30 protein-coding genes and 1 pseudogene are annotated in these 25,596 nt (G+C 61.7%); 9 read left to right on the forward strand and 22 right to left on the reverse strand.

The window, feature by feature from the left end; all coding sequences use genetic code 11:
• Positions 1-8: 8 nt before the first annotated feature.
• Positions 9-299: a hypothetical protein gene (locus CJ187_RS08090; RefSeq protein WP_060797819.1), complete on the reverse strand. Its 291-nt coding sequence runs from the start codon at positions 297-299 to the stop codon at positions 9-11.
• A 105-nt stretch (positions 300-404) separates the two neighbouring features.
• On the opposite strand from CJ187_RS08090, the gene CJ187_RS08095 reads away from it, so the two are divergent.
• Positions 405-1,169, forward strand: a complete 765-nt coding sequence (locus CJ187_RS08095) for an IS6-like element IS6100 family transposase (protein WP_001389365.1) — start codon at positions 405-407, stop codon at positions 1,167-1,169.
• 54 nt (positions 1,170-1,223) lie between these two features.
• On the opposite strand, the pseudogene intI1 reads toward CJ187_RS08095, so the two are convergent.
• Positions 1,224-1,979, reverse strand: a pseudogene (gene intI1 / locus CJ187_RS08100) (class 1 integron integrase IntI1); the annotation flags it as partial.
• Positions 1,980-2,080: 101 nt separating this feature from the next.
• Here intI1 and sul1 point away from each other — a divergent pair.
• The 3 genes from sul1 (at position 2,081) to CJ187_RS08115 (ending at position 4,493) form a co-directional block, all read left to right on the forward strand.
• Positions 2,081-2,932 carry a sulfonamide-resistant dihydropteroate synthase Sul1 gene (gene sul1 / locus CJ187_RS08105; protein ID WP_000946487.1) on the forward strand — a complete coding sequence of 284 codons (852 nt, stop codon included), beginning with the start codon at positions 2,081-2,083 and terminating at the stop codon, positions 2,930-2,932.
• 127 nt (positions 2,933-3,059) lie between these two features.
• Positions 3,060-3,560 carry a GNAT family N-acetyltransferase gene (locus CJ187_RS08110; RefSeq protein WP_000376623.1) on the forward strand — a complete coding sequence of 167 codons (501 nt, stop codon included), beginning with the start codon at positions 3,060-3,062 and terminating at the stop codon, positions 3,558-3,560.
• A gap of 168 nt (positions 3,561-3,728) precedes the next feature.
• Positions 3,729-4,493, forward strand: a complete 765-nt coding sequence (locus CJ187_RS08115) for an IS6-like element IS6100 family transposase (protein ID WP_001389365.1) — start codon at positions 3,729-3,731, stop codon at positions 4,491-4,493.
• Between the two features lie 18 nt (positions 4,494-4,511).
• Here CJ187_RS08115 and CJ187_RS08120 read toward each other — a convergent pair whose 3' ends face one another.
• From CJ187_RS08120 to CJ187_RS08180, 13 genes are all read right to left on the reverse strand, one after another.
• A complete protein-coding gene (locus CJ187_RS08120; RefSeq protein ID WP_102217309.1) occupies positions 4,512-4,832 on the reverse strand; it encodes a hypothetical protein in 321 nt (106 codons plus the stop codon).
• 215 nt (positions 4,833-5,047) lie between these two features.
• Positions 5,048-5,698, reverse strand: coding sequence for a hypothetical protein (locus CJ187_RS08125; RefSeq protein WP_014320309.1), 651 nt, complete (start codon positions 5,696-5,698; stop codon positions 5,048-5,050).
• Entirely contained in the window at positions 5,695-5,880 is a 186-nt protein-coding gene (locus CJ187_RS08130; protein ID WP_034375438.1) for a hypothetical protein, read from the reverse strand. The genes CJ187_RS08125 and CJ187_RS08130 overlap by 4 nt, the downstream gene beginning before the upstream one ends.
• A gap of 148 nt (positions 5,881-6,028) precedes the next feature.
• Positions 6,029-7,279 carry a site-specific DNA-methyltransferase gene (locus CJ187_RS08135; protein WP_014320311.1) on the reverse strand — a complete coding sequence of 417 codons (1,251 nt, stop codon included), beginning with the start codon at positions 7,277-7,279 and terminating at the stop codon, positions 6,029-6,031.
• A complete protein-coding gene (metK, locus tag CJ187_RS08140) occupies positions 7,251-8,441 on the reverse strand; it encodes a methionine adenosyltransferase (protein ID WP_102217308.1) in 1,191 nt (396 codons plus the stop codon). Before metK ends, CJ187_RS08135 begins: the two co-directional genes overlap by 29 nt.
• A gap of 88 nt (positions 8,442-8,529) precedes the next feature.
• Positions 8,530-9,105, reverse strand: a complete 576-nt coding sequence (locus tag CJ187_RS08145) for a P27 family phage terminase small subunit (protein WP_014320313.1) — start codon at positions 9,103-9,105, stop codon at positions 8,530-8,532.
• A 248-nt stretch (positions 9,106-9,353) separates the two neighbouring features.
• Positions 9,354-9,731, reverse strand: a complete 378-nt coding sequence (locus CJ187_RS08150) for an HNH endonuclease (protein WP_014320314.1) — start codon at positions 9,729-9,731, stop codon at positions 9,354-9,356.
• 157 nt (positions 9,732-9,888) lie between these two features.
• Complete coding sequence (locus CJ187_RS08155; RefSeq protein WP_042406075.1) at positions 9,889-10,353, reverse strand: hypothetical protein; 465 nt, start codon at positions 10,351-10,353, stop codon at positions 9,889-9,891.
• A complete protein-coding gene (locus CJ187_RS08160; protein WP_102217307.1) occupies positions 10,350-11,711 on the reverse strand; it encodes a DEAD/DEAH box helicase in 1,362 nt (453 codons plus the stop codon). The genes CJ187_RS08155 and CJ187_RS08160 overlap by 4 nt, the downstream gene beginning before the upstream one ends.
• Entirely contained in the window at positions 11,692-11,970 is a 279-nt protein-coding gene (locus tag CJ187_RS08165; protein ID WP_102217306.1) for a VRR-NUC domain-containing protein, read from the reverse strand. Before CJ187_RS08165 ends, CJ187_RS08160 begins: the two co-directional genes overlap by 20 nt.
• Positions 11,971-12,106: 136 nt before the next feature.
• Positions 12,107-14,371, reverse strand: a complete 2,265-nt coding sequence (locus tag CJ187_RS08170) for a phage/plasmid primase, P4 family (RefSeq protein ID WP_102217305.1) — start codon at positions 14,369-14,371, stop codon at positions 12,107-12,109.
• Entirely contained in the window at positions 14,368-14,811 is a 444-nt protein-coding gene (locus CJ187_RS08175) for a DUF7768 domain-containing protein (protein ID WP_014320319.1), read from the reverse strand. The genes CJ187_RS08170 and CJ187_RS08175 overlap by 4 nt, the downstream gene beginning before the upstream one ends.
• Positions 14,808-15,575, reverse strand: a complete 768-nt coding sequence (locus CJ187_RS08180) for a phage antirepressor (RefSeq protein WP_102217304.1) — start codon at positions 15,573-15,575, stop codon at positions 14,808-14,810. Before CJ187_RS08180 ends, CJ187_RS08175 begins: the two co-directional genes overlap by 4 nt.
• Before the next feature lie 163 nt (positions 15,576-15,738).
• Here CJ187_RS08180 and CJ187_RS08185 point away from each other — a divergent pair, with 163 nt between their 5' ends.
• On the forward strand, positions 15,739-16,560 hold the full coding sequence (locus CJ187_RS08185) for a TIGR02391 family protein (protein WP_005295521.1): 822 nt from the start codon (positions 15,739-15,741) through the stop codon (positions 16,558-16,560).
• Here CJ187_RS08185 and CJ187_RS08190 read toward each other — a convergent pair.
• The 7 genes from CJ187_RS08190 to CJ187_RS08220 all read right to left on the reverse strand — a co-directional run bounded on the left by CJ187_RS08190 (position 16,545) and on the right by CJ187_RS08220 (position 21,872).
• The gene (locus CJ187_RS08190; RefSeq protein ID WP_049189299.1) at positions 16,545-18,506 is read right to left on the reverse strand and encodes a DNA polymerase; all 1,962 of its coding nucleotides are present in this window, start codon (positions 18,504-18,506) and stop codon (positions 16,545-16,547) included. The genes CJ187_RS08185 and CJ187_RS08190 overlap by 16 nt on opposite strands.
• 78 nt (positions 18,507-18,584) lie before the next feature.
• Positions 18,585-18,794, reverse strand: coding sequence for a hypothetical protein (locus tag CJ187_RS08195; protein ID WP_049189298.1), 210 nt, complete (start codon positions 18,792-18,794; stop codon positions 18,585-18,587).
• A gap of 17 nt (positions 18,795-18,811) precedes the next feature.
• Positions 18,812-19,366, reverse strand: coding sequence for a DUF2815 family protein (locus tag CJ187_RS08200; protein WP_102217303.1), 555 nt, complete (start codon positions 19,364-19,366; stop codon positions 18,812-18,814).
• 26 nt (positions 19,367-19,392) lie between these two features.
• Positions 19,393-20,526, reverse strand: a complete 1,134-nt coding sequence (locus CJ187_RS08205; protein WP_102217302.1) for a DUF2800 domain-containing protein — start codon at positions 20,524-20,526, stop codon at positions 19,393-19,395.
• Entirely contained in the window at positions 20,519-20,866 is a 348-nt protein-coding gene (locus tag CJ187_RS08210) for a hypothetical protein (protein WP_233187425.1), read from the reverse strand. Before CJ187_RS08210 ends, CJ187_RS08205 begins: the two co-directional genes overlap by 8 nt.
• A 59-nt stretch (positions 20,867-20,925) precedes the next feature.
• The gene (locus tag CJ187_RS08215) at positions 20,926-21,168 is read right to left on the reverse strand and encodes a hypothetical protein (RefSeq protein ID WP_102217300.1); all 243 of its coding nucleotides are present in this window, start codon (positions 21,166-21,168) and stop codon (positions 20,926-20,928) included.
• 62 nt (positions 21,169-21,230) lie between these two features.
• The gene (locus tag CJ187_RS08220; RefSeq protein WP_102217299.1) at positions 21,231-21,872 is read right to left on the reverse strand and encodes a sigma-70 family RNA polymerase sigma factor; all 642 of its coding nucleotides are present in this window, start codon (positions 21,870-21,872) and stop codon (positions 21,231-21,233) included.
• A 474-nt stretch (positions 21,873-22,346) separates the two neighbouring features.
• Here CJ187_RS08220 and CJ187_RS08225 point away from each other — a divergent pair, with 474 nt between their 5' ends.
• From CJ187_RS08225 to CJ187_RS08240, 4 genes are read left to right on the forward strand one after another with little or no spacing between them, the layout of a single operon-like run.
• Complete coding sequence (locus CJ187_RS08225) at positions 22,347-23,516, forward strand: ABC-three component system protein (RefSeq protein WP_199171142.1); 1,170 nt, start codon at positions 22,347-22,349, stop codon at positions 23,514-23,516.
• A complete protein-coding gene (locus CJ187_RS08230; RefSeq protein WP_102217297.1) occupies positions 23,503-23,721 on the forward strand; it encodes an ABC-three component system middle component 7 in 219 nt (72 codons plus the stop codon). Before CJ187_RS08225 ends, CJ187_RS08230 begins: the two co-directional genes overlap by 14 nt.
• Complete coding sequence (locus CJ187_RS08235; RefSeq protein WP_102217296.1) at positions 23,715-25,364, forward strand: DUF2326 domain-containing protein; 1,650 nt, start codon at positions 23,715-23,717, stop codon at positions 25,362-25,364. Before CJ187_RS08230 ends, CJ187_RS08235 begins: the two co-directional genes overlap by 7 nt.
• Positions 25,361-25,573 (forward strand): helix-turn-helix domain-containing protein, encoded by a 213-nt coding sequence (locus CJ187_RS08240; protein ID WP_014320331.1) that lies wholly within the window; start codon positions 25,361-25,363, stop codon positions 25,571-25,573. Before CJ187_RS08235 ends, CJ187_RS08240 begins: the two co-directional genes overlap by 4 nt.
• Positions 25,574-25,596 lie beyond the last annotated feature (23 nt).

Raw genomic sequence — 25,596 nt, forward strand, 5'->3', positions numbered from 1 at the left:
GCGAGGGGCTAGCAGTAGGTGGCGCGGAAGTTGGCGACCACCTGGTCGGTGTCGAAGCCGCCGTAGCGCCAATCGGACAGGCCGCGCTGCCTGGCCAGGGCGATGATCTGGTCGGCTTTGGTGTAGTGCCAGCCGATGCGGCTGAGCGTGTGGATGGGGATCTTCTCGGCCCCGACCTCCTCGGCGAGCTCGTCGAGGACGCTGAAGGGGATCTCGGCGGCAGTCTGGATCTCACCGTGCGGGGCGGCGTCGGCGGGGATCTCCAGGTGGTTGGTGATCAGGTTCCGGGTGGCGTCCATCGCGGGTCCTCCTTGGCCTTGGTGGGATGTGGGTTAGATCTGGGGGCTCTGTTGCAAAAATCGTGAAGCTTGAGCATGCTTGGCGGAGATTGGACGGACGGAACGATGACGGATTTCAAGTGGCGCCATTTCCAGGGTGATGTGATCCTGTGGGCGGTGCGCTGGTATTGTCGCTATCCGATCAGCTATCGCGACCTTGAGGAAATGCTGGCGGAACGCGGCATTTCGGTCGACCATACGACGATCTATCGCTGGGTCCAGTGCTACGCCCCGGAGATGGAGAAGCGGCTGCGCTGGTTCTGGCGGCGTGGCTTTGATCCGAGCTGGCGCCTGGATGAAACCTACGTCAAGGTGCGGGGCAAGTGGACCTACCTGTACCGGGCAGTCGACAAGCGGGGCGACACGATCGATTTCTACCTGTCGCCGACCCGCAGCGCCAAGGCAGCGAAGCGGTTCCTGGGCAAGGCCCTGCGAGGCCTGAAGCACTGGGAAAAGCCTGCCACGCTCAATACCGACAAAGCGCCGAGCTATGGTGCAGCGATCACCGAATTGAAGCGCGAAGGAAAGCTGGACCGGGAGACGGCCCACCGGCAGGTGAAGTATCTCAATAACGTGATCGAGGCCGATCACGGAAAGCTCAAGATACTGATCAAGCCGGTGCGCGGTTTCAAATCGATCCCCACGGCCTATGCCACGATCAAGGGATTCGAAGTCATGCGAGCCCTGCGCAAAGGACAGGCTCGCCCCTGGTGCCTGCAGCCCGGCATCAGGGGCGAGGTGCGCCTTGTGGAGAGAGCTTTTGGCATTGGGCCCTCGGCGCTGACGGAGGCCATGGGCATGCTCAACCACCATTTCGCAGCAGCCGCCTGATCGGCGCAGAGCGACAGCCTACCTCTGACTGCCGCCAATCTTTGCAACAGAGCCCATGTGATGGCGACGCACGACACCGCTCCGTGGATCGGTCGAATGCGTGTGCTGCGCAAAAACCCAGAACCACGGCCAGGAATGCCCGGCGCGCGGATACTTCCGCTCAAGGGCGTCGGGAAGCGCAACGCCGCTGCGGCCCTCGGCCTGGTCCTTCAGCCACCATGCCCGTGCACGCGACAGCTGCTCGCGCAGGCTGGGTGCCAAGCTCTCGGGTAACATCAAGGCCCGATCCTTGGAGCCCTTGCCCTCCCGCACGATGATCGTGCCGTGATCGAAATCCAGATCCTTGACCCGCAGTTGCAAACCCTCACTGATCCGCATGCCCGTTCCATACAGAAGCTGGGCGAACAAACGATGCTCGCCTTCCAGAAAACCGAGGATGCGAACCACTTCATCCGGGGTCAGCACCACCGGCAAGCGCCGCGACGGCCGAGGTCTTCCGATCTCCTGAAGCCAGGGCAGATCCGTGCACAGCACCTTGCCGTAGAAGAACAGCAAGGCCGCCAATGCCTGACGATGCGTGGAGACCGAAACCTTGCGCTCGTTCGCCAGCCAGGACAGAAATGCCTCGACTTCGCTGCTGCCCAAGGTTGCCGGGTGACGCACACCGTGGAAACGGATGAAGGCACGAACCCAGTGGACATAAGCCTGTTCGGTTCGTAAGCTATAATGCAAGTAGCGTATGCGCTCACGCAACTGGTCCAGAACCTTGACCGAACGCAGCGGTGGTAACGGCGCAGTGGCGGTTTTCATGGCTTGTTATGACTGTTTTTTTGTACAGTCTATGCCTCGGGCATCCAAGCAGCAAGCGCGTTACGCCGTGGGTCGATGTTTGATGTTATGGAGCAGCAACGATGTTACGCAGCAGGGTGACGGTGTTCGGCATTCTGAATCTCACCGAGGACTCCTTCTTCGATGAGAGCCGGCGGCTAGACCCCGCCGGCGCTGTCACCGCGGCGATCGAAATGCTGCGAGTCGGATCAGACGTCGTGGATGTCGGACCGGCCGCCAGCCATCCGGACGCGAGGCCTGTATCGCCGGCCGATGAGATCAGACGTATTGCGCCGCTCTTAGACGCCCTGTCCGATCAGATGCACCGTGTTTCAATCGACAGCTTCCAACCGGAAACCCAGCGCTATGCGCTCAAGCGCGGCGTGGGCTACCTGAACGATATCCAAGGATTTCCTGACCCTGCGCTCTATCCCGATATTGCTGAGGCGGACTGCAGGCTGGTGGTTATGCACTCAGCGCAGCGGGATGGCATCGCCACCCGCACCGGTCACCTTCGACCCGAAGACGCGCTCGACGAGATTGTGCGGTTCTTCGAGGCGCGGGTTTCCGCCTTGCGACGGAGCGGGGTCGCTGCCGACCGGCTCATCCTCGATCCGGGGATGGGATTTTTCTTGAGCCCCGCACCGGAAACATCGCTGCACGTGCTGTCGAACCTTCAAAAGCTGAAGTCGGCGTTGGGGCTTCCGCTATTGGTCTCGGTGTCGCGGAAATCCTTCTTGGGCGCCACCGTTGGCCTTCCTGTAAAGGATCTGGGTCCAGCGAGCCTTGCGGCGGAACTTCACGCGATCGGCAATGGCGCTGACTACGTCCGCACCCACGCGCCTGGAGATCTGCGAAGCGCAATCACCTTCTCGGAAACCCTCGCGAAATTTCGCAGTCGCGACGCCAGAGACCGAGGGTTAGATCATGCCTAGCATTCACCTTCCGGCCGCCCGCTAGCGGACCCTGGTCAGGTTCCGCGAAGGTGGGCGCAGACATGCTGGGCTCGTCAGGATCAAACTGCACTATGAGGCGGCGGTTCATACCGCGCCAGGGGAGCGAATGGACAGCGAGGAGCCTCCGAACGTTCGGGTCGCCTGCTCGGGTGATATCGACGAGGTTGTGCGGCTGATGCACGACGCTGCGGCGTGGATGTCCGCCAAGGGAACGCCCGCCTGGGACGTCGCGCGGATCGACCGGACATTCGCGGAGACCTTCGTCCTGAGATCCGAGCTCCTAGTCGCGAGTTGCAGCGACGGCATCGTCGGCTGTTGCACCTTGTCGGCCGAGGATCCCGAGTTCTGGCCCGACGCCCTCAAGGGGGAGGCCGCATATCTGCACAAGCTCGCGGTGCGACGGACACATGCGGGCCGGGGTGTCAGCTCCGCGCTGATCGAGGCTTGCCGCCATGCCGCGCGAACGCAGGGGTGCGCCAAGCTGCGGCTCGACTGCCACCCGAACCTGCGTGGCCTATACGAGCGGCTCGGATTCACCCACGTCGACACTTTCAATCCCGGCTGGGATCCAACCTTCATCGCAGAACGCCTAGAACTCGAAATCTAACGTCCGTTCGGGCATCGAGGTCCATGTCGGGGTGGGACGGGCCCGTGGCTTCAAGATCACTTGCAGTCCGACCGCGATGTCTTGGTTGCGCGAGAGGTTGTCGATATGGCTCTGTTGCAAAAATCGTGAAGCTTGAGCATGCTTGGCGGAGATTGGACGGACGGAACGATGACGGATTTCAAGTGGCGCCATTTCCAGGGTGATGTGATCCTGTGGGCGGTGCGCTGGTATTGTCGCTATCCGATCAGCTATCGCGACCTTGAGGAAATGCTGGCGGAACGCGGCATTTCGGTCGACCATACGACGATCTATCGCTGGGTCCAGTGCTACGCCCCGGAGATGGAGAAGCGGCTGCGCTGGTTCTGGCGGCGTGGCTTTGATCCGAGCTGGCGCCTGGATGAAACCTACGTCAAGGTGCGGGGCAAGTGGACCTACCTGTACCGGGCAGTCGACAAGCGGGGCGACACGATCGATTTCTACCTGTCGCCGACCCGCAGCGCCAAGGCAGCGAAGCGGTTCCTGGGCAAGGCCCTGCGAGGCCTGAAGCACTGGGAAAAGCCTGCCACGCTCAATACCGACAAAGCGCCGAGCTATGGTGCAGCGATCACCGAATTGAAGCGCGAAGGAAAGCTGGACCGGGAGACGGCCCACCGGCAGGTGAAGTATCTCAATAACGTGATCGAGGCCGATCACGGAAAGCTCAAGATACTGATCAAGCCGGTGCGCGGTTTCAAATCGATCCCCACGGCCTATGCCACGATCAAGGGATTCGAAGTCATGCGAGCCCTGCGCAAAGGACAGGCTCGCCCCTGGTGCCTGCAGCCCGGCATCAGGGGCGAGGTGCGCCTTGTGGAGAGAGCTTTTGGCATTGGGCCCTCGGCGCTGACGGAGGCCATGGGCATGCTCAACCACCATTTCGCAGCAGCCGCCTGATCGGCGCAGAGCGACAGCCTACCTCTGACTGCCGCCAATCTTTGCAACAGAGCCGATCTGGGTCAGGGCCCAGGCGATGGCGTGCCCGGCGTCTGCGAAAAGGTGGTCGGCCTCGGCGATGAGCTCCAGGGCGCATTCGCTGCGGCCGCGTGCGTTCGGGCCGAAGCCGTCGATCGGGGCTTCGGTGAGGCGGTAGACCTGGGCGCTGTTGCCGTAGCCGTCTTTCTTGGTCCAGGTCGCGAAGGTGGCCAGCGTGTAGTCGCCGTGTGCGAGGATCGCCCCGTAGGAGTCGACGCGCATCTGCAGGGCTTCGGTGGTGAGCTTCTCGGTGGTGTTCATGGCTGTTGTCCTTTCCTGAGGGGCTGTTCTTTTGTCATGTACATACAGCCATAGGTGCGGGCGCTTATCCAGTCGTATTTGCCCAGATCAGGCACTATTTTTTTTGGGATCTACAGCACTCGGAGACCGTGGAGAATCAAGGCTTGTGACGAGGGGAAACCCCGCTCGTGGCAGGGTTTCCGGGGGCCAGCAGGTCAGGCGTTGCGATTGATGCGTCAGTTCTCCTTCCTGCTTGCCGGGGTGCGCCAGGCGGCGTCGCCTTCCAGGCCTGCCAGCAAGATGCGGCGTGCCTGCTTGTGTTCGGGGCCGATGAAGCCCAGGGAGAGCAGGAAGCAGCGCATCGTGTACTTGTCATTGCCCGGTGCAGGCGGCGTGGATCGGATCCGGGTTGCCTCCTGGGCGCGCTGGCAGAGCTTTGCCACAAGCGGGATCACCGCCTCGCGTGCCGTCTCCGGCGTAATCGACTCACACCACGGGAACGAGACGGTCTCGTCATCGTTGAACTGCACGGGTGTGGCCGGGATGCCCAGGGCCTTGGCGATCAGTGGCCCTTTGGCCGCTAGGAGCGCTTCGAGGTTGGCGCGAGTGCGCTCACTCCACCCGGTGGTGGGCATCGTGACCGTCAACGCCACCTCGCCCGGGTCGGCGGTTTCAAAGCCCGCCTTGTGTGCGGACTCGAGCACGGCCTGCGCCTCGATACCATCTGGCAGGTAGAGGGTCCAGTCCCGATCCAGCGTGGCGTCTGCGATCTGGTAGGCAAACGAGGGCGTGCCCAGATAGGTGGCCTCGGTGCCAAGGTGATCGGCGAGAAGCTGGGCGAGCTTTTTCCTGCCCGTTTTGTGCGGGGTGAAGGCGAGGATGCTCATGCCACGACCTCCTTCTCGAACCAGGCGGCCACCATGCTGAGGAAACGCGTCGGGTCGTATTCGATCACGCGCACCACCAGCTGGTAGCCGCGAGCTCTGGCAACCCGCAGGGTTTCCTCGGGGTCGTAGACGTTGACTCCGGCTGCGATGAGCTCGCTGATTTCGATGTGTAATTCACTCATGACCAGTCCTTTTCGCTCGGTTCCCCCAGGTGTGGGGGTGCTTTCGGTCATGTACATACAGCCATACGTTTTTCCGCTTATCCAGTCGTTTTTTCCCTCATCAACGGCTCATTTTCACGCCCCTGTTTTCCCTGCATAGTGTGGGGTTTTATTCGCGGTCGCGGTCGACCTGTTTGACCAGATCCAGATACGTGTACTGAGTGTTGCCTCGCTGGCAGGTGATCCCGGCCGCGTCCCCGGTCGCCTCGGCGTAGCGGCGCAGGATCACCGAGGCGTACTTCTCGTCCAACTCCATGAGGTAGGCGATGCGGTCGGTCTGCTCGGCGGCCATCAGGGTCGAACCGCTGCCAGCGAACGTGTCGAGGATGATCGCGTTGGCCTGAGTGGAGTTGCGGATCGGATAGGCCAGCAGGTCCAGCGGCTTGGAGGTCGGGTGGTCGGAGTTCTTACGCGGCTTGGCGAAGTTCCAGATCGTAGTCTGTTTCCGGTCAGCGAACCACTTGTGCTTGGCTCCCTGCTTCCACCCGTAGAGCACTGGTTCGTGCTGCCACTGGTACGGCGAGCGTCCCAGCACGAGGGAGTCTTTGACCCAGATGCAGCAGCCGGAGAGTTTGAACCCGGCGTCGATGAACGCTTTGCGGAAGTTCAGCCCTTCGGTGTCGGCGTGGAACACATACGCCGACCCACCCTTGTCGAGAACGCCCGCCATGTTGGTAAACGCGGTGAGCAGGAACTCGTAGAACGAGTCGGCCTTCATCGCATCATTCTTGATCGTGAGCCCGTCGGACGACTCGAAGGCGACGTTGTAGGGCGGGTCGGTGAGCACCAGGTTCGCGCTCTTGCCATCCATGAGCACCGCGACATCGTCTGCGTTGGTGGCATCCCCGCAGACCAGCCGGTGCCTGCCGATAGTCCAAATGTCGCCGCGCTGGACGAACGATGCGGCCTCGAGCGCGGCGGTGAGATCGAAGCCGTCATCGGTGACCTCGTCATCGTCGAGGGAACCAATCATCGCCTGGATTTCGTCATCGTCGAAGCCGGTGAGCTCGGCATCAAAGTCAGCCGCGTCCAGGTCGGCGATGAGCAGGGCCAGCTTGGATTCATCCCAGTCGCCGCTGATCTTGTTCAGCGCGACGTTCAGGGCCTTTTCGCGGGTCTCGTCCAGCTCGACGACCACGCAGTCAACATCGGTGTGGCCCAAGTCAGCGAGTACTTTCAGGCGCTGGTGGCCGCCGACGACGTGGCCGGTGGTGTGGTTGTAGATCACCGGCTCGACGTAACCGAACTCGGTCAGCGACCGCTTGAGTTTCTCGTAGTCCGCGTCCCCGGGCTTCAGGTCCTTACGCGGGTTGTAGTCGGCGGGCTTGAGCTCACTGATGGGTAGCTGCTTGATGAGCACGGCGGGTCACCTCCGTCTTGAGCTTGTCGGCATATGGCAGTGTCCATTCCCACTCGCTCAGGCCATGGCCCATGTGCCCGCAGGTGGCAAGCTTCGCGTAGATGGGGGCTCTAAGGCCGAGGCGTTCGATCATCGCGGCCGGTCGCAGCGGGAAGATCGCCTGGGCGGCGTCGGTGAGCAGCCAGTCCGAGTGCTGACCTGTGCCGAAGGTGTCGATGTGGAACGCGACCGGGTCGGCCTTACCGATCGCATAGGAGATAGCGACGTGGCATTCTTCGGCCAGGCGCGCATCCACCACGGTTTTCGCGATCAGGCGCGCCATGTACGCACCCGTCCGGTCGACCTTGGAGGGGTCCTTACCCGAGAACGCGCCACCGCCGTGCGGGCCGAGCCCACCGTAGGTGTCGACCATGAGCTTGCGCCCGGTCAACCCGGTATCAGCGGTGGGGCCACCTGTGACGAACCGTCCCGACGGGTTGACCAACACGCGCTCAGCCGTGGCACCGGGCAGGTGCGCCTCGATAGCGGGAGCGACGACCAGCGTGCGCACCTCCCGTTCAAGAACACCTGTGTCTTTGTTCGCATCGTGCTGGATGGAGACGATCACGGTGTCGATGCCGACCGGGGTGCCCAGCTCGTCGTAGACCACACTGACCTGGGATTTGCCGTCGGGGCCGATCCCACGGATGGTGCCGTCGGTGCGGGCTGTATCGAGGCGGCGGCAGATCTCGTGGGCGAGCACGAGCGGCAGCGGCAGGCGCTGGGGCGTCTCGTTCGTGGCGTACCCGTAGACGGTGCCCTGATCGCCCGCCCCCAGGCTCGCATACGCCGACTCGTCACCCGCACGCGCCTCGATGGAGGTGGTGACGCCTGCGCCGATGTCGGCGGATTGTCGGCGCACCCACACGTAGATGAGGAACCGGTTCGGGTTGTACCCGGCCCGTCGCAGCGCCTCCCGCGTGCAGGCGCGCAGCTGCGGCCGGATGGTGGTGGTGATCTCGCCGGTGACGATGATGCGCCTGCCGGTGGCCATGACCTCAACGGCCACGCGTGCCGTCGGGTCGAGGGTGAGGATGTCATCGAGGATGTGGTCTGCGATCAGATCGCACAGCTTGTCGGGGTGGCCGATACACACAGATTCAGCACTTCGCACTACAGACACGCGGAGGGCTCCTTTCACAAAAGCGAACAACAAGAAAGCCCGCCCGGGTGCCGGGCAGGCAGGAAACGAAACAAGGGGTCGCGGGGCGTTAGGAGGAGGCTTTGAGCAGCTGCTCCATGACCTCATCGCCTGGTGTGGTGCCGGAGTAGTCGGTGGTGCAGGTGGCGCGTACGATGTCGAAGATCTCGTACCAGTACACGTTGGCCTGCTTGCCGAACGACTGCGACATGGCCACGAACGGGCTGGCGATCGCAGCTCCCGTGGTGGGGTGTTTGCCGAGCAGACCGAACTTGGAAATCGCCTGCTCACACTGGATGTAGCGGGCGAACGCCTGCGCGTACTGCTCAATGAGCCGTTTGGAGACGAACTCGGTGCAACCACGTTCATCCAGCCAGCTCCACGTCTCCCGGTAGACCAAATCCGCGCCGAGCGGTTGGCCGTCACGCTGCTCAGCCGACAGATATTCGCCGGGTTCTGGCATCGGCTCGCCTGCGAGCAGCGCACCATCGCCGATGTCGGTGCCGTCCAGGTCGAACACATCGAGCTCGGCAGGTGTCGTGAGCCGGGTGGCGGGGCGACCTGAGGCGAGCTTGTCGGAAAGCGCCTCGGGCTTCGCCCCAGCGCGCACCCTGCGTCCGCCCCTGTTGGTGCCGTCTTTGGCCATGGTCTCGCCTCCTTCCTGGGGCATCGTGCCCTGGTGTGGAGGGCGTGAAGGGGTCAATACCCCGTTTGATTCGGCGGTTTTGCGCACGGTTGGCCCCGCCCGCTGAGGAGCAGCCCAGCTGTGGAGATCCGCTCGCCCCCACCCCCTCGGCAAGCGCGCCACGTCGCCTCGTGCCGGGCGAACGGGGTCGAGGTTGGCACAGGTGAGGGTCGGCAGGGAGGCCGCGACAGGCGGGCACACAGCCCTTTTTAGTAGCTGTAGACCCGAGGGGCTTGCCGCCACCGGTCGCCATCGAGCGCGGACTGGCGCGAGTGGCACGGCTTGCACAGACTGCGCAGGTTCGACTCGTCGTGGGTGCCGCCGTGGTCGAGCGGGATCACGTGGTGGACCTCAGCCACGGGCGTGTACCGGCCACGGGCCAGGCAGTCCTCGCACAACGGGTGGGCTTCGACGTAGGCCGCGCGGATCTTTCGCCACCGGTGGTCGTAGCGTCGGTTGATCTTCGGGTCGCGCTGGTAGGTCCGGTAGCGGGTGTCCTCGGCGCGGGCGTGCTCGGGGCAGAACCGCGTCTCGGTCAGCTCGGGGCAGCCGGGCTGGGAGCACGGGCGCTTGGGTTTGAAAGGCATCCGTCTCACCACCCTTGTCGTTCATGGCAACGACCCCCCAGACGAACCGTGATGATTCGTCTGGGGGGTCGGGACCTACTTTTCAACCACTTACAGCATGCGACAGGCACACCCTGAAAGTCATCCCCTCTTTGCGACACTCATGCGCGCCAATGCTTCAGTCTCTGCCGAACAAGAGACGCGCGAAGCGGGCAAGGGCGCGCTGCTTCTTGGCGAAGGCAGTCTTGCGTTCGACGTAGAAGTGTTCGGCGACTTTGACGGCGGCGTCCTCGGCGGAGAGGTCGTCGAGGAAGAAGACCTCGAGGACCAGCCGGTCATCGTCGCTGAGGCTTTCCCAGGCCGGGTTGAACCAATCCATGTAGGCCTGCGCTTTTTGGTTGCGGGCTTTGAGCGCGTCGAGGTTGTCGAGGATCGAGCAGACTCTCGCTTCACCGGCGTGCCGGTTGTTGCCCCGTGGCAGGCCGTCGAATCGGGGTGAGCCGATTGAGGTCAGTGAGGCTTTGAGCTCGTTGGCGTACCCGTCGCCTTGCTGGAGAATGACAGCTTGGGTTGCGTAGTCCTGGAGGACGCCGATGGCGGCTTTGCGGTAGTCGAAGTAGTCCCAGATGGGGTGGTCGTTCATGAGTGTGCCTGCTTTCCCAGAGTGTCGGCGACCGCATTGATCAACGCAGCCTGTGTCATGTCTTTGTTGTCCAGCGCGGCCAGTACCGCCTCATCGAGGGTGTGGTCTGCGGCCAGGTGGGTGATCGTCACCGGCTGGTCTTGTCCCTGGCGGTAGAGCCTTGCGTTGGTCTGTTGGTAGAGCTCCAAGGACCAGGTCAGGGAGAACCAGACCAGGAGGTTGCCGCCTTGCTGGAGGTTGAGCCCGTGTCCGGCTGAGGCCGGGTGGATGAGCGCCAGCGGAATCTCGCGGGCGTTCCACGCTTTGATGTCGGTACTGGTTTTCAGCTCGCGGGCCCCAGGGAAGCGTTCGGTGATGCGCTCACGGTCGTGTTTGAACCAGTAGGCCACGAGCAGCGGCTGGCCGTTGGCCGCCTCCACGAGGTCTTCGAGCGCGTCGAGCTTGCGGTCGTGCACCACCACGGTGTTGCCGTCCTCGTCGTAGATCGCACCGGAGGCCAGCTGTAGCAGCTTGCCTGACAGTGCTGCGGCGTTCGCGGCATCGATGACCTGCCCGTCGAGGTCGAGCACCATCTCATCTCGCAACCGCTCGTAGGCTTTGAGCTCCTTCGGTTCGAGGTCGACGAGCGTCGTGGTGACCGTCAGCTCGGGCAGGCGCAGGTAGTCGGTGGTGCGCATCGACAAGGTGATGTCGCTGATCGCCTCGTAGATCTCGTCCTCGGCACCGGGTGCGGGCTTGTAGGTGAAGATCTGCTGGCCGTTTCGCCGATCGGGTACGAACCAGCGGTTGCGGTAGTGGGTGATGAACCTGCCGAGGCGCTGGCCCTCATCAAGGAGACGGAACTGCGCCCACAGGTCCATCAGCCCGTTGGCTGCTGGCGTGCCGGTCAGTCCCACGATCCGGGTGAGACGTGGCCGCACGGAGGCGAGTGCTTTGAACCGTTGCGCCCGGTGGTTCTTAAACGAGCTCAGCTCGTCGATGACGACCATGTCGAACGGCCAGGCTTTGCCGAGGTGGCGCACCAGCCAGGGCACGTTTTCGCGGTTGATGACGGTCACCATCGCCTCGGCGGCAAGCGCGTCCACCCGCTGGGTTTTCGACCCCACGGCCACGGCAATGGTGAGTCCTGCCAGGTGGTCCCATTTGGTGGCCTCGGCAGGCCAGGTATCGCGGGCGACTCGCAGGGGTGCGACGATGAGGACCCGGCGGGCCTGGAAGGAGTCCAGCAGCAGATTCCAGATGGCCGTCAAGGTGATCACCGTCTTGCCCAGACCCATCCCGAGCAGGATCGCGGCCTGCGGGTGATCTTCAACGAAGGCGGTGGCCAGTCGTTGGTAGTCATGCGGCTCGTAGCGCATCAGCCACCTCCTGGATCGCGTCAATGTTGTCGACGACGACCGCATCAACGCCGTGATCTTTGAGCTGCTGGATGCGGCGGCGTTGGATGGGGCGTGGGAGGCGTCCGGGGACTTTGAGTTCGACGAAGATGACGCGTCCGCGATGGATGCAGATGCGGTCTGGAACCCCTGCGGTACCGGGGCTGGTGAATTTCCAGCACAGGCCACCGATCGCCTCAACGGCTTTTTTCAAGTGTTGTTCGATTGCGTGCTCGTTCATGGTTCATGCCCTCTCTCGTGAGAGGCCCATGACGACCTATGACGATGCGATATGGACTTTTCCTAAGGGCTATATTTTCTGCCCTATAGCAAACTCACATATGGGTCGTCATAGGTCGTCATAAGGCCCGTCTGAATTAGTTGTCGAACTCGTTCTTCAAGGCCAAACCGTGGACGAACATGCCGTGCATCGTCCTTTTACGTGTGAAGCCGTGATGTTCGACGGTGGCGTTGAAATCGACCATGGGACGCGCCCACCCGGAGGTCGACATCGCCCACGCCCGATAGGCCTGATACAAATCCCCGGCCCGTTCCGACAGCCCAGGGTCGATGTCGCAGTTGGCATCAAGGAACTGAGCGAACCAGTTGTTCTCGTCCCGATACGCCGCCGATGCCTCCACCACGCGGGCCGGAGCCTTCAGGTGGTAGTCCTCGGCGTGGATGAGGCGCGCGCCCTCCATAATCCAGGCCAGGATCGCCCCGCCTGCCTGCGTGTAAAGGTAGTCGGCATAGTTCTTGATGTCGGATGCGCCTTCGATCTTCGCCTCGAAGGGAATGACGATGAGCCTGCGCCAGATGCCCGCATCCATCGCCCCCACCCTGGGCAGATGGTTCGTGTAGAGAATCAAGGTGTGCGACGGGGTGAAGGCAAACGGCGCCTTGTACTTCTTCTCCGCGTAGATCTGATCGGTGGAAGCCAGCTGCTTGACCACCGAGGTGGACATGCGCACGCCCTCTTCGGACTCGGCAGAGATGATGAGGCGTTTGCCTTTGGCCTCAGCCAGCTCAGGCTTGACGTTGCGCATCCCACCGATCGTGAGCACATCAGCACTCATGTTGCCTGCATACGTGCCCAAGACTCTGGCGATGGTGTTCCAGAACGTCGATTTGCCGTTGCGGCCATCCCCGTAAGCGATAACGAGGGCCTCGACGAAGACTTGCCCGATCGCAGCCAAACCGACGATGCGCTGCACGTAGGCGATGAGCTCGGCATCGCCCTGGAAGAACACCTCGAGGGCTTCCTGCCACAGGTGCGCGCCGTCGGTGCCCGGGTCGAGGCTGGTCTGCTTGGTCACCAGATCCGCCGGATCATGGTCGTGGCGCGACATGGTCCCGTGGCGCAGATCGTAGGTGCCTGATGGGGTGTTGAGCAGATACGGGTCGGCATCGAGCTGCTCAGGGGTGGTCAGCAGCATGGGGCGGGCTTCTTTCAGGCAGTTGGTGATCCCGCGTGATTCTCGGCGTTTGAGCGCGTAGGCCGCATAGGTTTTCGCGTCCTCGAACGCGGCGAACGCCTCCTGTTGGGCGGCGTTGAACATGGCCTGGGCTTTCGCCTTCGACATCGACGCCAACAACATGGCAGCCCCCGTGGCGGCGAGCTGGTCTTTGGCGTCTTCGAGCAGCTCGTGGGCCTCGGCCAGTTGGCGTTCGGTGAGCTCCTGGGCGACGGCTTGGGCAGCGGGAGCGGATTCGTACCAGACACCGTCGTAATAGACGAGCCAGTCGGTGGCCTCCGAGTAGCGCAGCGAGTCCGGGTACGCCTTGGATAGGGCGTGGGCTTGGCCGACGTCGCTGTAATCGGCGGGGCGTACCGAATCCAGGCTCGCCTCAAAATCCTCTGGTGGCACATACCCGGGCTGGTTCTCGACCGTCTTGGCGAACCGGGTGGCCGACCGCCAGATCGACTCCACCTCCGCCTCGGGCAGCGGCGGGTTGCAGCGAGCAGCCTTGCGGTCAAACAAGTCGCGTGCCTCATCGGTCGTGCCGAGGCGAATCAGCAGCCTGCCAGCAAACCTCGACAAGGTCGCATTACGCGAACCCTCCTCGATCGCCTTGGTGCCCTCATCCCACTGGGCGAACACGTCCTCATCGACCGTGTCGGCAAGCCAGGTGTCGATGGTGCGCTCACCCTCGACCACGGTGATACTCGGATTAGTGTGGCCGTAGATGAAACGGCCAGCGTCGATCGCGTTAGGGTCGAAGAACTCGAACCGGGCGGCGAGCTGCTTCTTGAGCCCCGCGTAGGCCTCAGCATCAGTTACAGGGGCTATCGGGAAGTAGACGTGGAAGCGGGGTCTTGCCGACTGGGCTCCTTTCGCCCGCTGGTGGTTGCGGGAGGTGGCGGTCATCAACGCCACACCCTCCAGCCTCTTAATCAGCGATTCCGGGGTGACCCATTCGGCCTGCTCCTCGGTGTGGGAGTTGTCGACGTCCATGACCAGGCAGTTCGAGGTCACGAAACTGCCAGCCGACCGCCTGCCACCCACGTACTCGGCAACCACATGATCCAACCTGGCGACCGCCTCCAGGTCGGCTGCCGTGGTCACGGTGTGCGGGTTCGGGTAGTGTGCGTTGTTTTGCTGGCCTGCCACCTGCGCGGTGAACATCGTCATCGCCTTCATAGGGTGACCTCCTGAAAGTCGGCGTCGAGATAGGTGATCGGCAGTTCGAGGTGGTGGGCCCATTCGATCTCGGAGCGCATCCCGGTCGAGACACGGGCCGTGTAGACCCAGATCGCCTCGCACTTGCTCAGAAGAATTCGGTTGAAAAACATCGCCAACTCGCGCTCGCTCGCGTCGGTGTCGTCCATGAATTGCGGAAACAACAGGTGCGGCGCGAGCGGGATCTTGTGCCGTGACACCGCGTGAGCACACAACGCGCGAGCCAGCTCCACGTTGTTCTCGATGTCACCGGAGTACGGGGAGCAGATGTAGACCAAGGGCCGGTAGCCGTACTCGGCGCGTTGGAGATTCTTCAGCGCCTTGTATGAGGTGGGGTCTGGGTAGCCCTCCGTGTTGTGGGGCGAGAAACCCAGGTCGGCGGTGAGAGCAGTCGTCGTCATGCCGCACCGCCGTCCTGCTCGATGACCGGCAGCAGGTCGAACTGGTTCTTCAGCAGGTCATAGACGAAGAGCCGACCCTTCTGGGTCCAGTACATATGCGTGCGGGTCTTGCCCTCGTCGTACTCGTGGGTCTTGGACTGCGTGTAGCCCTGCTCGGCGAAGCGGGCGTAGAGGAACCAGCGGCCGGACTGCTTGAACTGCACCCCAGCCTCGTGCAGCAGCGTGTTCAGCTTCTTGGCTGACAGGCCGTAGTCTTTGGCGATTTCTGTGATGCTCAGCAGCGAATCCGACTGGAGCACCACGTCGTAGTAGGAGACCTTCGGGGCGGCCTCAAGCAGGGCCTGCTCGGCTGCCAGCCGCTTGGCCCGCTCGGAGCGCAGTTGGATGATGGCGTGCTCGAGGAACTCGTCATTGTCCAAGAGCTCGTCGATGGCATAGACGCCATGGCGGCGGATCGTGGGGAGGACCTCGTCGACAACCCAGGCTTCGAAGTCCTGGGCTGCGGGGAGCTTGGAGGAGAAGATGAGCCGGTACAGGTCACCTTCGGTGATGAACCGGGCTTCTTGAGTGCGACCGAGCGCATCCGTGATGGGGTGGTGAAACGCCACCCCACGTCCATGCTGCTTGATGGCGTTAACTGGATCTTTGTACCCCAAGGCGGTGGCCACATCGCGGCCACAGAAATACACCTTGTCCTCATGCTCGACAGTTCGGATCGTTCCAAAGGCATCGTTGGTGAATACCTGAAGATCTCTCGTAGCCATGTCTGGCTCCTTCTAAGAGCCAGGATTGACGTGAATTCCAGCAAGCCACGGGTGCGGCCGCGTCGGGCTCTCACGCATACGCCCCTGAGCGCGCAAGAATCCGGACACCCGGGTCTTGCTGAAATACTCAGGCCACTCGCTCACATGAGAAGCTGGAGCGGTGATGCAGTCCGATTCTTTCTCCCAACGCTCGACTATCCGCAGTATTGCGAATGTCCTGGCAAGTACCGATTTGCCGGGCCTAAGCGGAAGCCAAATCGACGAGCTTCTCCTCGACATTGGTGCGCCACCGCGTGTTGCCGGGAGTAAGCGAGAAGGACTGTTTGGCGCGCTTACGGAAGGAATGTCCGCAGCGCAAGCAGGTCAACTCACTCGTGAGTTCATAACGACTGCGATGAGCCCGGCACGGCATACCACCGATCGTCAGCGTTGGAATGATTTGCGCCGCTTGCTCAACAAGGTGCTGGCGACCGAAGGATGGCATATCGACGATGCTGGCGAGTTGACCCAACTCGCTGAGGCGGCACGCACATTCGATGATATCGAGCGTCTTACCAGCTCTCTCGTGGAGGAACTTCAGCGGCGCGGTACCCACGAACGCCTAATGGAGTATTGCAGCCAAGAACTGATCGCAGAGTCTCTGTTCCACGCGATATCCGAGGCAGCCAAGTCGATCCCTGACCGCATCCGTATCCTTACTAGCTTGACCGACGATGGTCAGGAGTTGTTCGACGCAGCTTTGGGAACAAACAATTCTGCCCCTAAGCTCGTGATTAATAGCTTTTCCACGGAGTCGGAAAAATCAGAGCACAAGGGTTTTAAGAACCTGCTTATAGGGATCCACGGGCACTATCGCAATCCCCGCGCTCACAAAACCCGACTAGGTAGTGAGGAAGGTAAACATGACTTCCTCGATGCCTTCAGCTTGTTCTCCTATGTCCATCGTCGCCTCGATTCCGCCCAGCAATATCAGTCCTTCATGTAGAAATCACACACGTACCCGTCTGCCGCTAGCGGCAACCCCGCTGCCCAGTCAGGCGTAATGGCCATCAGTTTGCAGATCTCGTCCACGGTGGCCGTGGCGGTCTCCACCACGATCTCGTCGTGGACGTGCATGACGATCCTGTGCCCAGCGCGATCGACCTGGTGCATGCCGAAAGTGAGCAGGTCTCGGGCGACGGCTTGGACGATGTTCTCGGTGAGTTTCCCACCGTAGGTTTCCAACTGGCCCCACTTTCGACCCGTCGTGATGCCCTCGTGCGTGATGGCAGTGCCACCGAACCTGTTCTCACCCAGCTTGGGTTTGACGTAGGCCAGGCGGCGTCCGGAGGGCAGGCGGATGAACATGATCCCGGATTCCACGGTGAAGGTCAGCGCACCAACACTTGTCGGCAGGCGGGTAGAGATGGCCTCGATGGCGGCGGCGTTGATGTCGGCCCACAGCTGCACGACGTTCGGGTTGGCTGCCCGCCACGCGTCGACCAGCGGCTGGAGCTCGGACTCGGCGAGCCCCATCCGCAGCGCCCCCATGGCTTTCAGGGCACCGACGCCGCCTTGATAGCCACAGGCGAGCACTGCGATCTTGCCCTTCTGACGCAGCTCGGCGTTGGCTCCGTGCTTGTCGACGGGGACCCCGAACATGCGGCTCGCGGTCTCGCAGTACAAATCCTTCCCGTCACGGAAGGCCTCAAGCGTGGTGGCCTCGCCTGCAAGCCACGCGATGACCCGCGCCTCGATCGCGGAGAAGTCGGCCACCACGAACCGGTGCCCGTCGGCGGGGATGAACGCCGTGCGGATGAGCTGCGAGAGGGTGTCGGGAACGGAGTCGTAGAGCAGCTCGACCGCATCATAGTTTCCGGTCCTCACGAGGCTTCTGGCCTCACTGAGGTCTGGTAGGTAGTTGCGGGGCAGGTTTTGGACTTGGACGAGGCGGCCAGCGAAACGCCCGGTGCGCCCTGCCCCATAGAACTGGAGGAATCCCCGTCCGCGCCCATCACGACCTGCCACGTGCTGCATGGCCTCGTACTTCTTCACCGACGACTTCGCAAGCTCACCGCGCAGCAGGAGGACCTCACGCACCTGGCCGGTAGCGGTGTCGAGCGCGGCGGCGACTTCGTCTTTCGTCAGTGACTGCAGGGGCGTGCCGTGATCGGCAAGCCACTCCTTGAGCTGGATCGGCGAGTTCGGGTTCTCCAGTCCAGTGAGTTCCTGGGCGCGGGTCAGTGTGGCGGCGCGGTGCTGCCGGTCGCACGCCACAGCGTTGTCCACGAGCACCCGGTCGAGCCGAATGCCGGTGTCGTTGACGTTCTGGTCCAGGGCGTAGGTGTCCCACTCGGCTTCGGGCATCGGGAAACCGGCGAGCCGGTCGTGGATGGCCAACTCCACCTCGACGTCGCGCCGGTTGTAGGAGATGAACTGCTCCCACCCGTCCGGGTCGGATGCGGGTGGATTGCGCATCCCGCCCTGGTTGAAGACGCTGGGTGTGGCCGGGGTACAGAACTGGCGGATGAGTTTCTTACCTGCACTGTCTTTGCGCACCGGCAGGTCAAGGACGGTGGCGACCTGATCCAGGCTCATCGGCAGGCCGAGGTAGGCGGACCAGACCATGGTGCAGCGCCACTGCGCTGGGTCCAGAAAGTTACGACCGGCGATGAGATCTGGGTGGTGTCGGGCCAGCCAAGCAGATAAGCACACACGCTCGAAGGCAGCATTGAACGCCCACTTTGTCACGCCCGGATCAACCAGCGCCTCTGCAACCTCGGCAGGTAGCTGCTCACTCGAGGCCACATCAACGACCTTAACGGGATTGCCGTCGATGGAGTAGCCAAACAGGAGAACGTCGAAGTCTGGGTGTTCGGCATAAGGGTAGACCCCAGATTTGGTGAGGTTGACGGGCGAAAATGTTTCAAGATCAACGAAAAGCTCATGCACGGTATCGGCTCCACAATGCGGTAAGGGCCGGGAGACCACACACGTGTGGTGCGTGGTCTCCCGGCCAGGGGGTGATGGTTACTGTTCAGCAGGCGTGGGATACTGCTCGCGCTGCGCTTCGGCATCTGCCATGAGCTGGGTGACGCACTGGCGCTCTTTGCGGATCGCGCGGTTTTCAAGCCACGAGGCCAGCCATGCCCCGAGCAGGTGACCTACGATGGAACCGATCGCCCAGGCAACAATCAGAGTCGTTCCGGCCCACAGCGCTGCTGAATAACACTCGTTCATGATGTTTCTCCGTTCTCCTAGTTGAGGAAGTCATCCGACGCGGTGGTCAAGCCTCCGAAGTCGGCCTCGGCGCTGATGCGGTTGCCGCCGAGCGGTTCGCCATCTCGCAGCTTCTGGATGTTGCCCAGCCCGCAGGCGATACCCCGGTTGCCGTTCGTGTTGAACGCGTAGAAGCTGATGCTCACCCGTGCGTAGCAGCCCGAGTAGACCTCGGTTGCGTCCAGGATGGGCTGCAGGTCAGTACCCACGACCTGTGGCGGGGTGGTCGAGTTGGCGTTGACGAACATCGCGTTCGCATACGCCGCATCGTCACGATCGATGTCACCATCGCGCAGCGGGAGCTTCAAGGCGGCCTTGTTCGGTCGCTTGCCACCGAACTTGCCAATCCCGGCATCGATTGCCGCGTCAATGGCGCGTTCGATCTTGGCCAGGGTCTCGGTGTCGGACTTCGGGATGATCAGCGACACGGAGTACTTGGGCTTGCCGCCCTGGATGGACTTCGCCTCGAAAATGTTGGCGTAGGACAGGCGAACCTCGCCGGTGACCACACGGGTCGGATTCATCTGTGACATTCTTGTCTTACCTTCTTTCTTGTTCGTTACTTGATGGCAGTGAATTCATCTGTTGCTGACTGGATCACGAGAGCGGTCCTTTTATCGGAGGTGGGCACCAGCGTGGGCTTACCAGCAGGTTTGACCACAAGGCCCCCGAGGAGATCGGAAAAGCGCTTCTTGCCCAGCTGCTTCTCCAGCGCGGTGATCGTCTTGAGCTTGCGATCCCACACATCGACACCGGCCGCCTCAGCCGCCTGGGCGACAGCAGCCTCGTCGGAGTATTTGCGGATCGAGCGGCCCTCGACGAGCTTGAACCCCGGCCAGGTCTTGCCCTGGTTCACCGCCAGCGACAGCGCGTGCGCTTCCACATCGGCAGCCCAGGCCTTCAAATCCGGAAGCTGGGCCAGCACCTGTGCGATCTCGGCATCGGTGAGCTCGGCAGGTGGTGCGAACTCATGTTTGGCAAGCGCAAGGTTCGCCTCAGCACGCGTTCGGCAGGTAGGTGAGAGTTTGCAGAACCGGCACCACTCACCGGGAGCGAACTCGCCATCACCGCTGGCAGCCAGCGCGGCACGAGGCTTCACCACCTGTTCCGCCCACGCCTCCAGCTCAAACACCGGGATCGTCCACGTCGAGACGTTCGAGCGCCTGGGCTGGAAGATCGTCACCGCCACTTCGGTGATGTCGTAAAGCGACCCGAACGCATTCAACGCTCCGAGCGCATACAACATGAGCTGCGGGTTGTGCTCGGCCTCGACCATGACACCCTGGCCGTACTTCAAATCGATGATCTGAAGCGTGGGCTCAGCGATGATCACGCAGTCGCCAGTGCCGAACCCACCCGGCACCACGTGGGAGAAGTCCAGGCGCTGCTCGATGAGCACTTGCGGATCAGCACACGCCTGCCGCACATCACGCACCCGCTCCTGGACGAAGGCCACGTAGTCATCCGTCAGGGCATCCATCTGCTCGTCATGCCAGCTCGAGACAGGCTTCGTGGTCGGCGCGTCATGCAGGGCGCGGCGCAGCTTCCACTCCGCAAGCGCATGCGCGGCGGTTCCCTGCTCGGCAGCCTGCGAGGAGGACTCCGGCAGCCCGGCCTCCAGCGTTGCCGACGGCGGGCAGGCCAACCAGCGGTGCGCTCCCGAGGCGCTGAGCAGTGCGTGCTGGTCAGGCATCAGCAATCGCTTCCGCTTGCTCCAGCAGCCGCCCGAACTTGGACGGGTCAACCTCGGAGAGCTTGTTTGCGCCAGCTGCCTGGATGAGCTCACGCACCTGCGCGGTATGGCCCGCCTGTGACAGGCGCGCCAACACCGTGCGGACCTGCTCCAACGACACCGGCACAACCTCCGGAGCCGGTGCCGGGGCTGGCGGCTGGTGGGCCGCTTCGTACTCTTCGACTGCAGCTTCCAGCGCAGGCTGGGCAAGCTGGGCTGCGGCGATCGGGCGAGCCCCCGACATACACGGGTGATCCTCGAACGATTCCCACGCGGCATCTTCGATCGCAGAGGCCAGCATCGTGACCCCCTCCGCGATCCGGTTCAGCGCCGGGACGTAGCGGTTCGCTTCGGTGACGTTCACGCGGCATCACCACCGCTCCGGGTAACGCCGACGGCACGGGCCAGCGCCAGGAGGTCGTCGTCTGGGCGGATGATTTCTACTGAGCGGACCTGGTTGCCCGGCACGAGAACGGTGAGCTGCTGGGGGTTGCCGAGCAGCTTGCGGGCGATCCTGCTTCGGATGCTGACCTTGCGGGCAGAGACCGCAGCGTCAGGTTCGGGCTGGTCAGTCAACGTGACCTTGAGACGATGCTTGGACATCGTTTCCTCCTTGTGAATCAGATGAGCGTCGGTTTGTGCTGGCCTTCATGTGGGCCGGGCACTCATACGCCCCCGACGGGAGCCAGATCCGGACACTCCTGCTCGATGAATTCGCGAAGCTTCTTCAGAGCCCGCTTGACCGAGCGCCCGATGCTGTTCGCTCGCTTGGCTACATCGGCTTCGCCAGCACCGGGCAGCTCCTCACGCGCGATCTCGACGAAGGAGAGCCCTTCAAACACGTGCAGGCGGATATGTTCGGCTTGCTTGACGCTCACCTGAGACAGCAGCCAATCGACAACCAACTCGCTGTCGATCTGGTCTTCGTGAACCGAGACGTTCAGATACTGGGGTCCGTCATGGACCTCGACTTCCCAGTCGCTATACGAGAGGTCGCCACGGTTTCGAGCGTTCTCAACGGCACGAAAACTGCGGTAGGCAGCGCGCAGATATGCGACCTTCCACTCCGGCACGTACGTCGGGTCGTAGAGCAAGGCGAGCACCTCGTCGGCGCTCAGACCAAGTTTTTCGTCTCCAACGGGTGGGTCGACGAGCTCGATCCATGCATACTTTTGGACTCCTCTTTTGACCTTCGAGGGCACGTAGATTTGGGTGAACTCCTTGCCTCCGACCTTCTTGGTGCGGACGGCATAGGGCTGGTATCCGGTGTCGGGTTTCTGTGTGGTTGAAAAAGTAGGAGTTGCCACGGCTGGCTCCTTCCGCTGGATGCGGAAAGACCCACGGGAGACGCCGCTAGTCGTCTGGTGTCGGTGAAGCGGTCTGCATTGGCATGGCTATGGGCGGACATCCGGATGGATGCCCGCCCCAGCGGCTCCTGCAGATCGTTCCGACTTGGGACGAATAGAAACCTGAGCTCAGTTGTTGGCTACGGATCGGCGTGATCACGGTCGATCCGGTGGATGCGCCTCACGTTGCGTGAGGTGTCTCCATGGACTCGACCAGATCGTGCACATCCCGGTCGTGTCCTGAGCGCGAGGCCACGCCACCTGCCCCGCATAACCCACGCAAGATACGCAATCGCCAACTTCTCGTTGCAAATGCACAGCCGTGATAGACTCATACCCATCTCTCGTGAGCTATGTCCACGGTAGAAAATGGCACCTCGGCCATTTAGACGCTTTGGGACAGCCTGGGACAGTTGGGACAATCCGGTGGAGGTGATGGCGAAGTTGCTCTTCAACGATGTGATGAAGGCCGTCTACCCGCACCTGCGCGGCACCCGGAACACAGCCGACTTCATGCGCAACATGATCGAACGGCTATGCGCCGTCCCTGAGGAGCACTGGTTCACGCCCCGAGGTAGGACACCGGATCAGGACTACAAGGATGAATCCCTGCGGAAGTTCTATAGTCGCGGGATCACGAAAAAGCTGGCGCGCGCCATGCTCGCTAATCCCACCCGCGACAACTTCGTCGCTTCCCTCAACTACGTCGATGACATCGAGACGCAGTCAGTCGAGGAGGTCAAGGCGGCGCTGGCTCGCAGTATCCAGCCGTTTACCGGCGAAGATGTCGACGAATTAAATGTTGGCGACGTGTTGTTCGACTTGATCCAGCAAGCGTTGGAGTTCGTTGTCAACCCGGAATTAGAGAATGACCGTAAGCTCCAGCGAGCCACGGCGGTGTCGGATGCCGTCAAGGGCAAGCTCGGTTCTCGCCTGTTGGAGGAGTGCAAGTACACCTGCTCACGCACCGGCTGCGGCAAGCACCTCCAGCCCGTCACCGACGACGGCGCGACAGCTCCGCTCTATGCGATTGGACGAATTGAAGGCGAAGCGCGTACTTACGAGAATCTGGTCGCGCTGTGTCCGGACTGCTTCCACGCCTACACGCTCAACCACAAGAAATCCGACGCAAAAGACCTGGGGCGCAATAAGAAGGCACAAGTCGACGCAGCCCAGGCACGCAAGACACTGACCACGGTCGATATTGAACGTGGCATCAGCAAGGTCGTCGAGAAGCTCGGCAACGCCAACCCCAAAGAATTCGAGCCGCTGAACTTCGACCCAGTCGCAGTCAAGGACAAGATCGACCAGTCAGTCGACGTGTTCGTGTACGACGAAGTATTCATGCACGTCACGCGATACTTCAGGTTTATCGAGAAAGAGCTGCAGGAGCAGGCTCGGCTCAAGACGTTTGATGATGGGTTGTTGCGAGCCGAGATCAGAGCCTCGTACACGAAGCTCGCCGACAAGGGGTACGCGAAACAGCGGATCCATGAAGCCCTGACCATTCGGCTCAGTCAGATCACAAAACAGGATGCCCGCTACTGCGCTTACGTGACCTCCTACTTCGTCCAGTCCTGTGAGGTGTTCGATGCTGCTTCCTAACAAGTTGTTTGCCTACCAGGACACGGTGCTGCCCCTGCTTCCGACGATCCTAAGGCTCCTGGACACCCCGAAGACCCCGAATGAACTTGCCGTCGCCCTTGCCCCCGTCACGACGGATCCAATCCGGCTGATTGATGCGCTCGACTGTCTCTACGCCCTCGGCAAGGTCACGCTCAGTGAGGAAGGAGCACTGGAGCGATGCTGAAGCAGATCAGTTGTGACTTGTTCAAAGAAGGTGACACACCACGCCCGCCGATCCAGTTCCATCAAGGACTGAACACGATCCTCGGCGCAGTCCGAGGCGAGGCCGGGTCAATCGGCAAGTCCACGATGATGCTCATCATCGACTTCGTCTTTGGTGGCAACACCTACGTCGACAGCGATGCCGTCCGGGAACTGCCTGAGCACGCCATCAACTTCACCTTCGAATTTGACGGTGCCTCTTACAACTTCGTGCGACGCCCCCATGAACCCAAAGTTGTGGTCAACATCGATGCCGACGGCAGCGTGCTGAAAACCCTTGAGCTCAAGGAGTTCACAGACTGGTTGGCCGTCCAGTACGGCATGCAGTTGCCGGGCGCGTCGTTCCGACAGATGCTCAGCAGGTTCTTCCGAATCTACGGCAAAAACAACCACAACGAACTCAAACCACTCCAGACCCGTGGTGGTGAGGAATCCCAGAAGGATGCCATCGCGATCCTGATCTCCTTGTTCCAGTACTACAGCTCGATCGAGGACTTCAAGCAGCAACTACAGAGCGCTGAGGACATGATTGCAGCGTTCAAAGCTGCCAGACGCTACGAGTTCATCCCATCGGCAGTTGACGGGTTGACTAAGTACAAGCAGAACGTCGTCGAGATCGCCTCCCTGGAGCAGGAACGTGCGCAACTGGCCGAATCAGATGAAGCGACAGTCGATCCGAGCGAGGTCGAACACGCTAACGCACGCAACGAACTCAACCGCCAACTCGGCGACGTTCGACGCCTCATCAAAGACAGGCACGACGAGCTACACCTGCTCGATTTGAACCTACGCCACGGCGCGTACCCCACCGAGGCCGACCTCAAGAGCCTGCAAGAATTTTTCCCCGAAGCGAACCTGGCCAAGCTTGTCGAGGTCGAGAAGTTCCACACCAAGATCCAGACGATCCTCGCGGAAGAACTCGCCCAAGCCCGCGAGCGCGTCCAACGCGAGGTAACCGAGCTTCAAGAACACCACGACCGCATCCTTTCCCAGATGGATGCGATCCCCACATCCAAAGCGTTCACGCCAGAATTCCTCGACGCCTACACGACCCTGGATCGGCGGATCACCAAGCTTAAAGAGCAGAACGAAGCGTTCGACCAAAACCACAAGCTCCAGACCGCGAAACGAGAAGCCAACACGCGCTACCAAAACCAACTCGAAAGCGTGCTGGCACAAATCGAAATCGCCATAAACACGCAGATGGACGCCATCAACGACGAGGTCACCGGCGGGGAGTACAACGCGCCCCGACTGACGATCAAGGCCTTCAACTCCTACGACTTCGAAACGCCGAAGGACAAAGGCACAGGCACAAACCATCGCAGCATGATCATCTACGACCTCGCCGTGCTGCAGAACACTGTGCTCCCAGCACTGGCACACGACTCGATCGTGTTCGACTCCATGCCCCGCCCAGACCTCAGCAACCTGATCCGCGTCTACGCCGATCAAGTGGAGAAGCAAATCTTCATCGCTGTGGACAAGACCAGCGAATGCACCCCCGAAGCCCAATCCATCCTGCAAGAAACCACCGTCCTGAAACTGGACAACAACGAGAAGGCGCTCTTTGGAGAGAAGTGGAGCCGGAAGGAACGTCCATGAAGATCCAATACAACAAGCTCTGGAAACTCCTCATCGACAAGAACATGAACAAAGTCCAGCTCCGAGACAAGGCGCGCATCAGCAGCAACTCACTAGCCAAACTCGGCAAGAACGAACCAGTACACATGGACGTCCTCATGAAGATAGCGACCGCCCTCGACTGCAGAGTTGAAGACCTTTTCGAGACCCAAACTGACTCAGAGAGATGATACCAATGCTGCCAGAAACTAGG

Source organism: Gleimia hominis (assembly GCF_002871945.2).
Taxonomy (GTDB): domain Bacteria; phylum Actinomycetota; class Actinomycetes; order Actinomycetales; family Actinomycetaceae; genus Gleimia; species Gleimia hominis_A.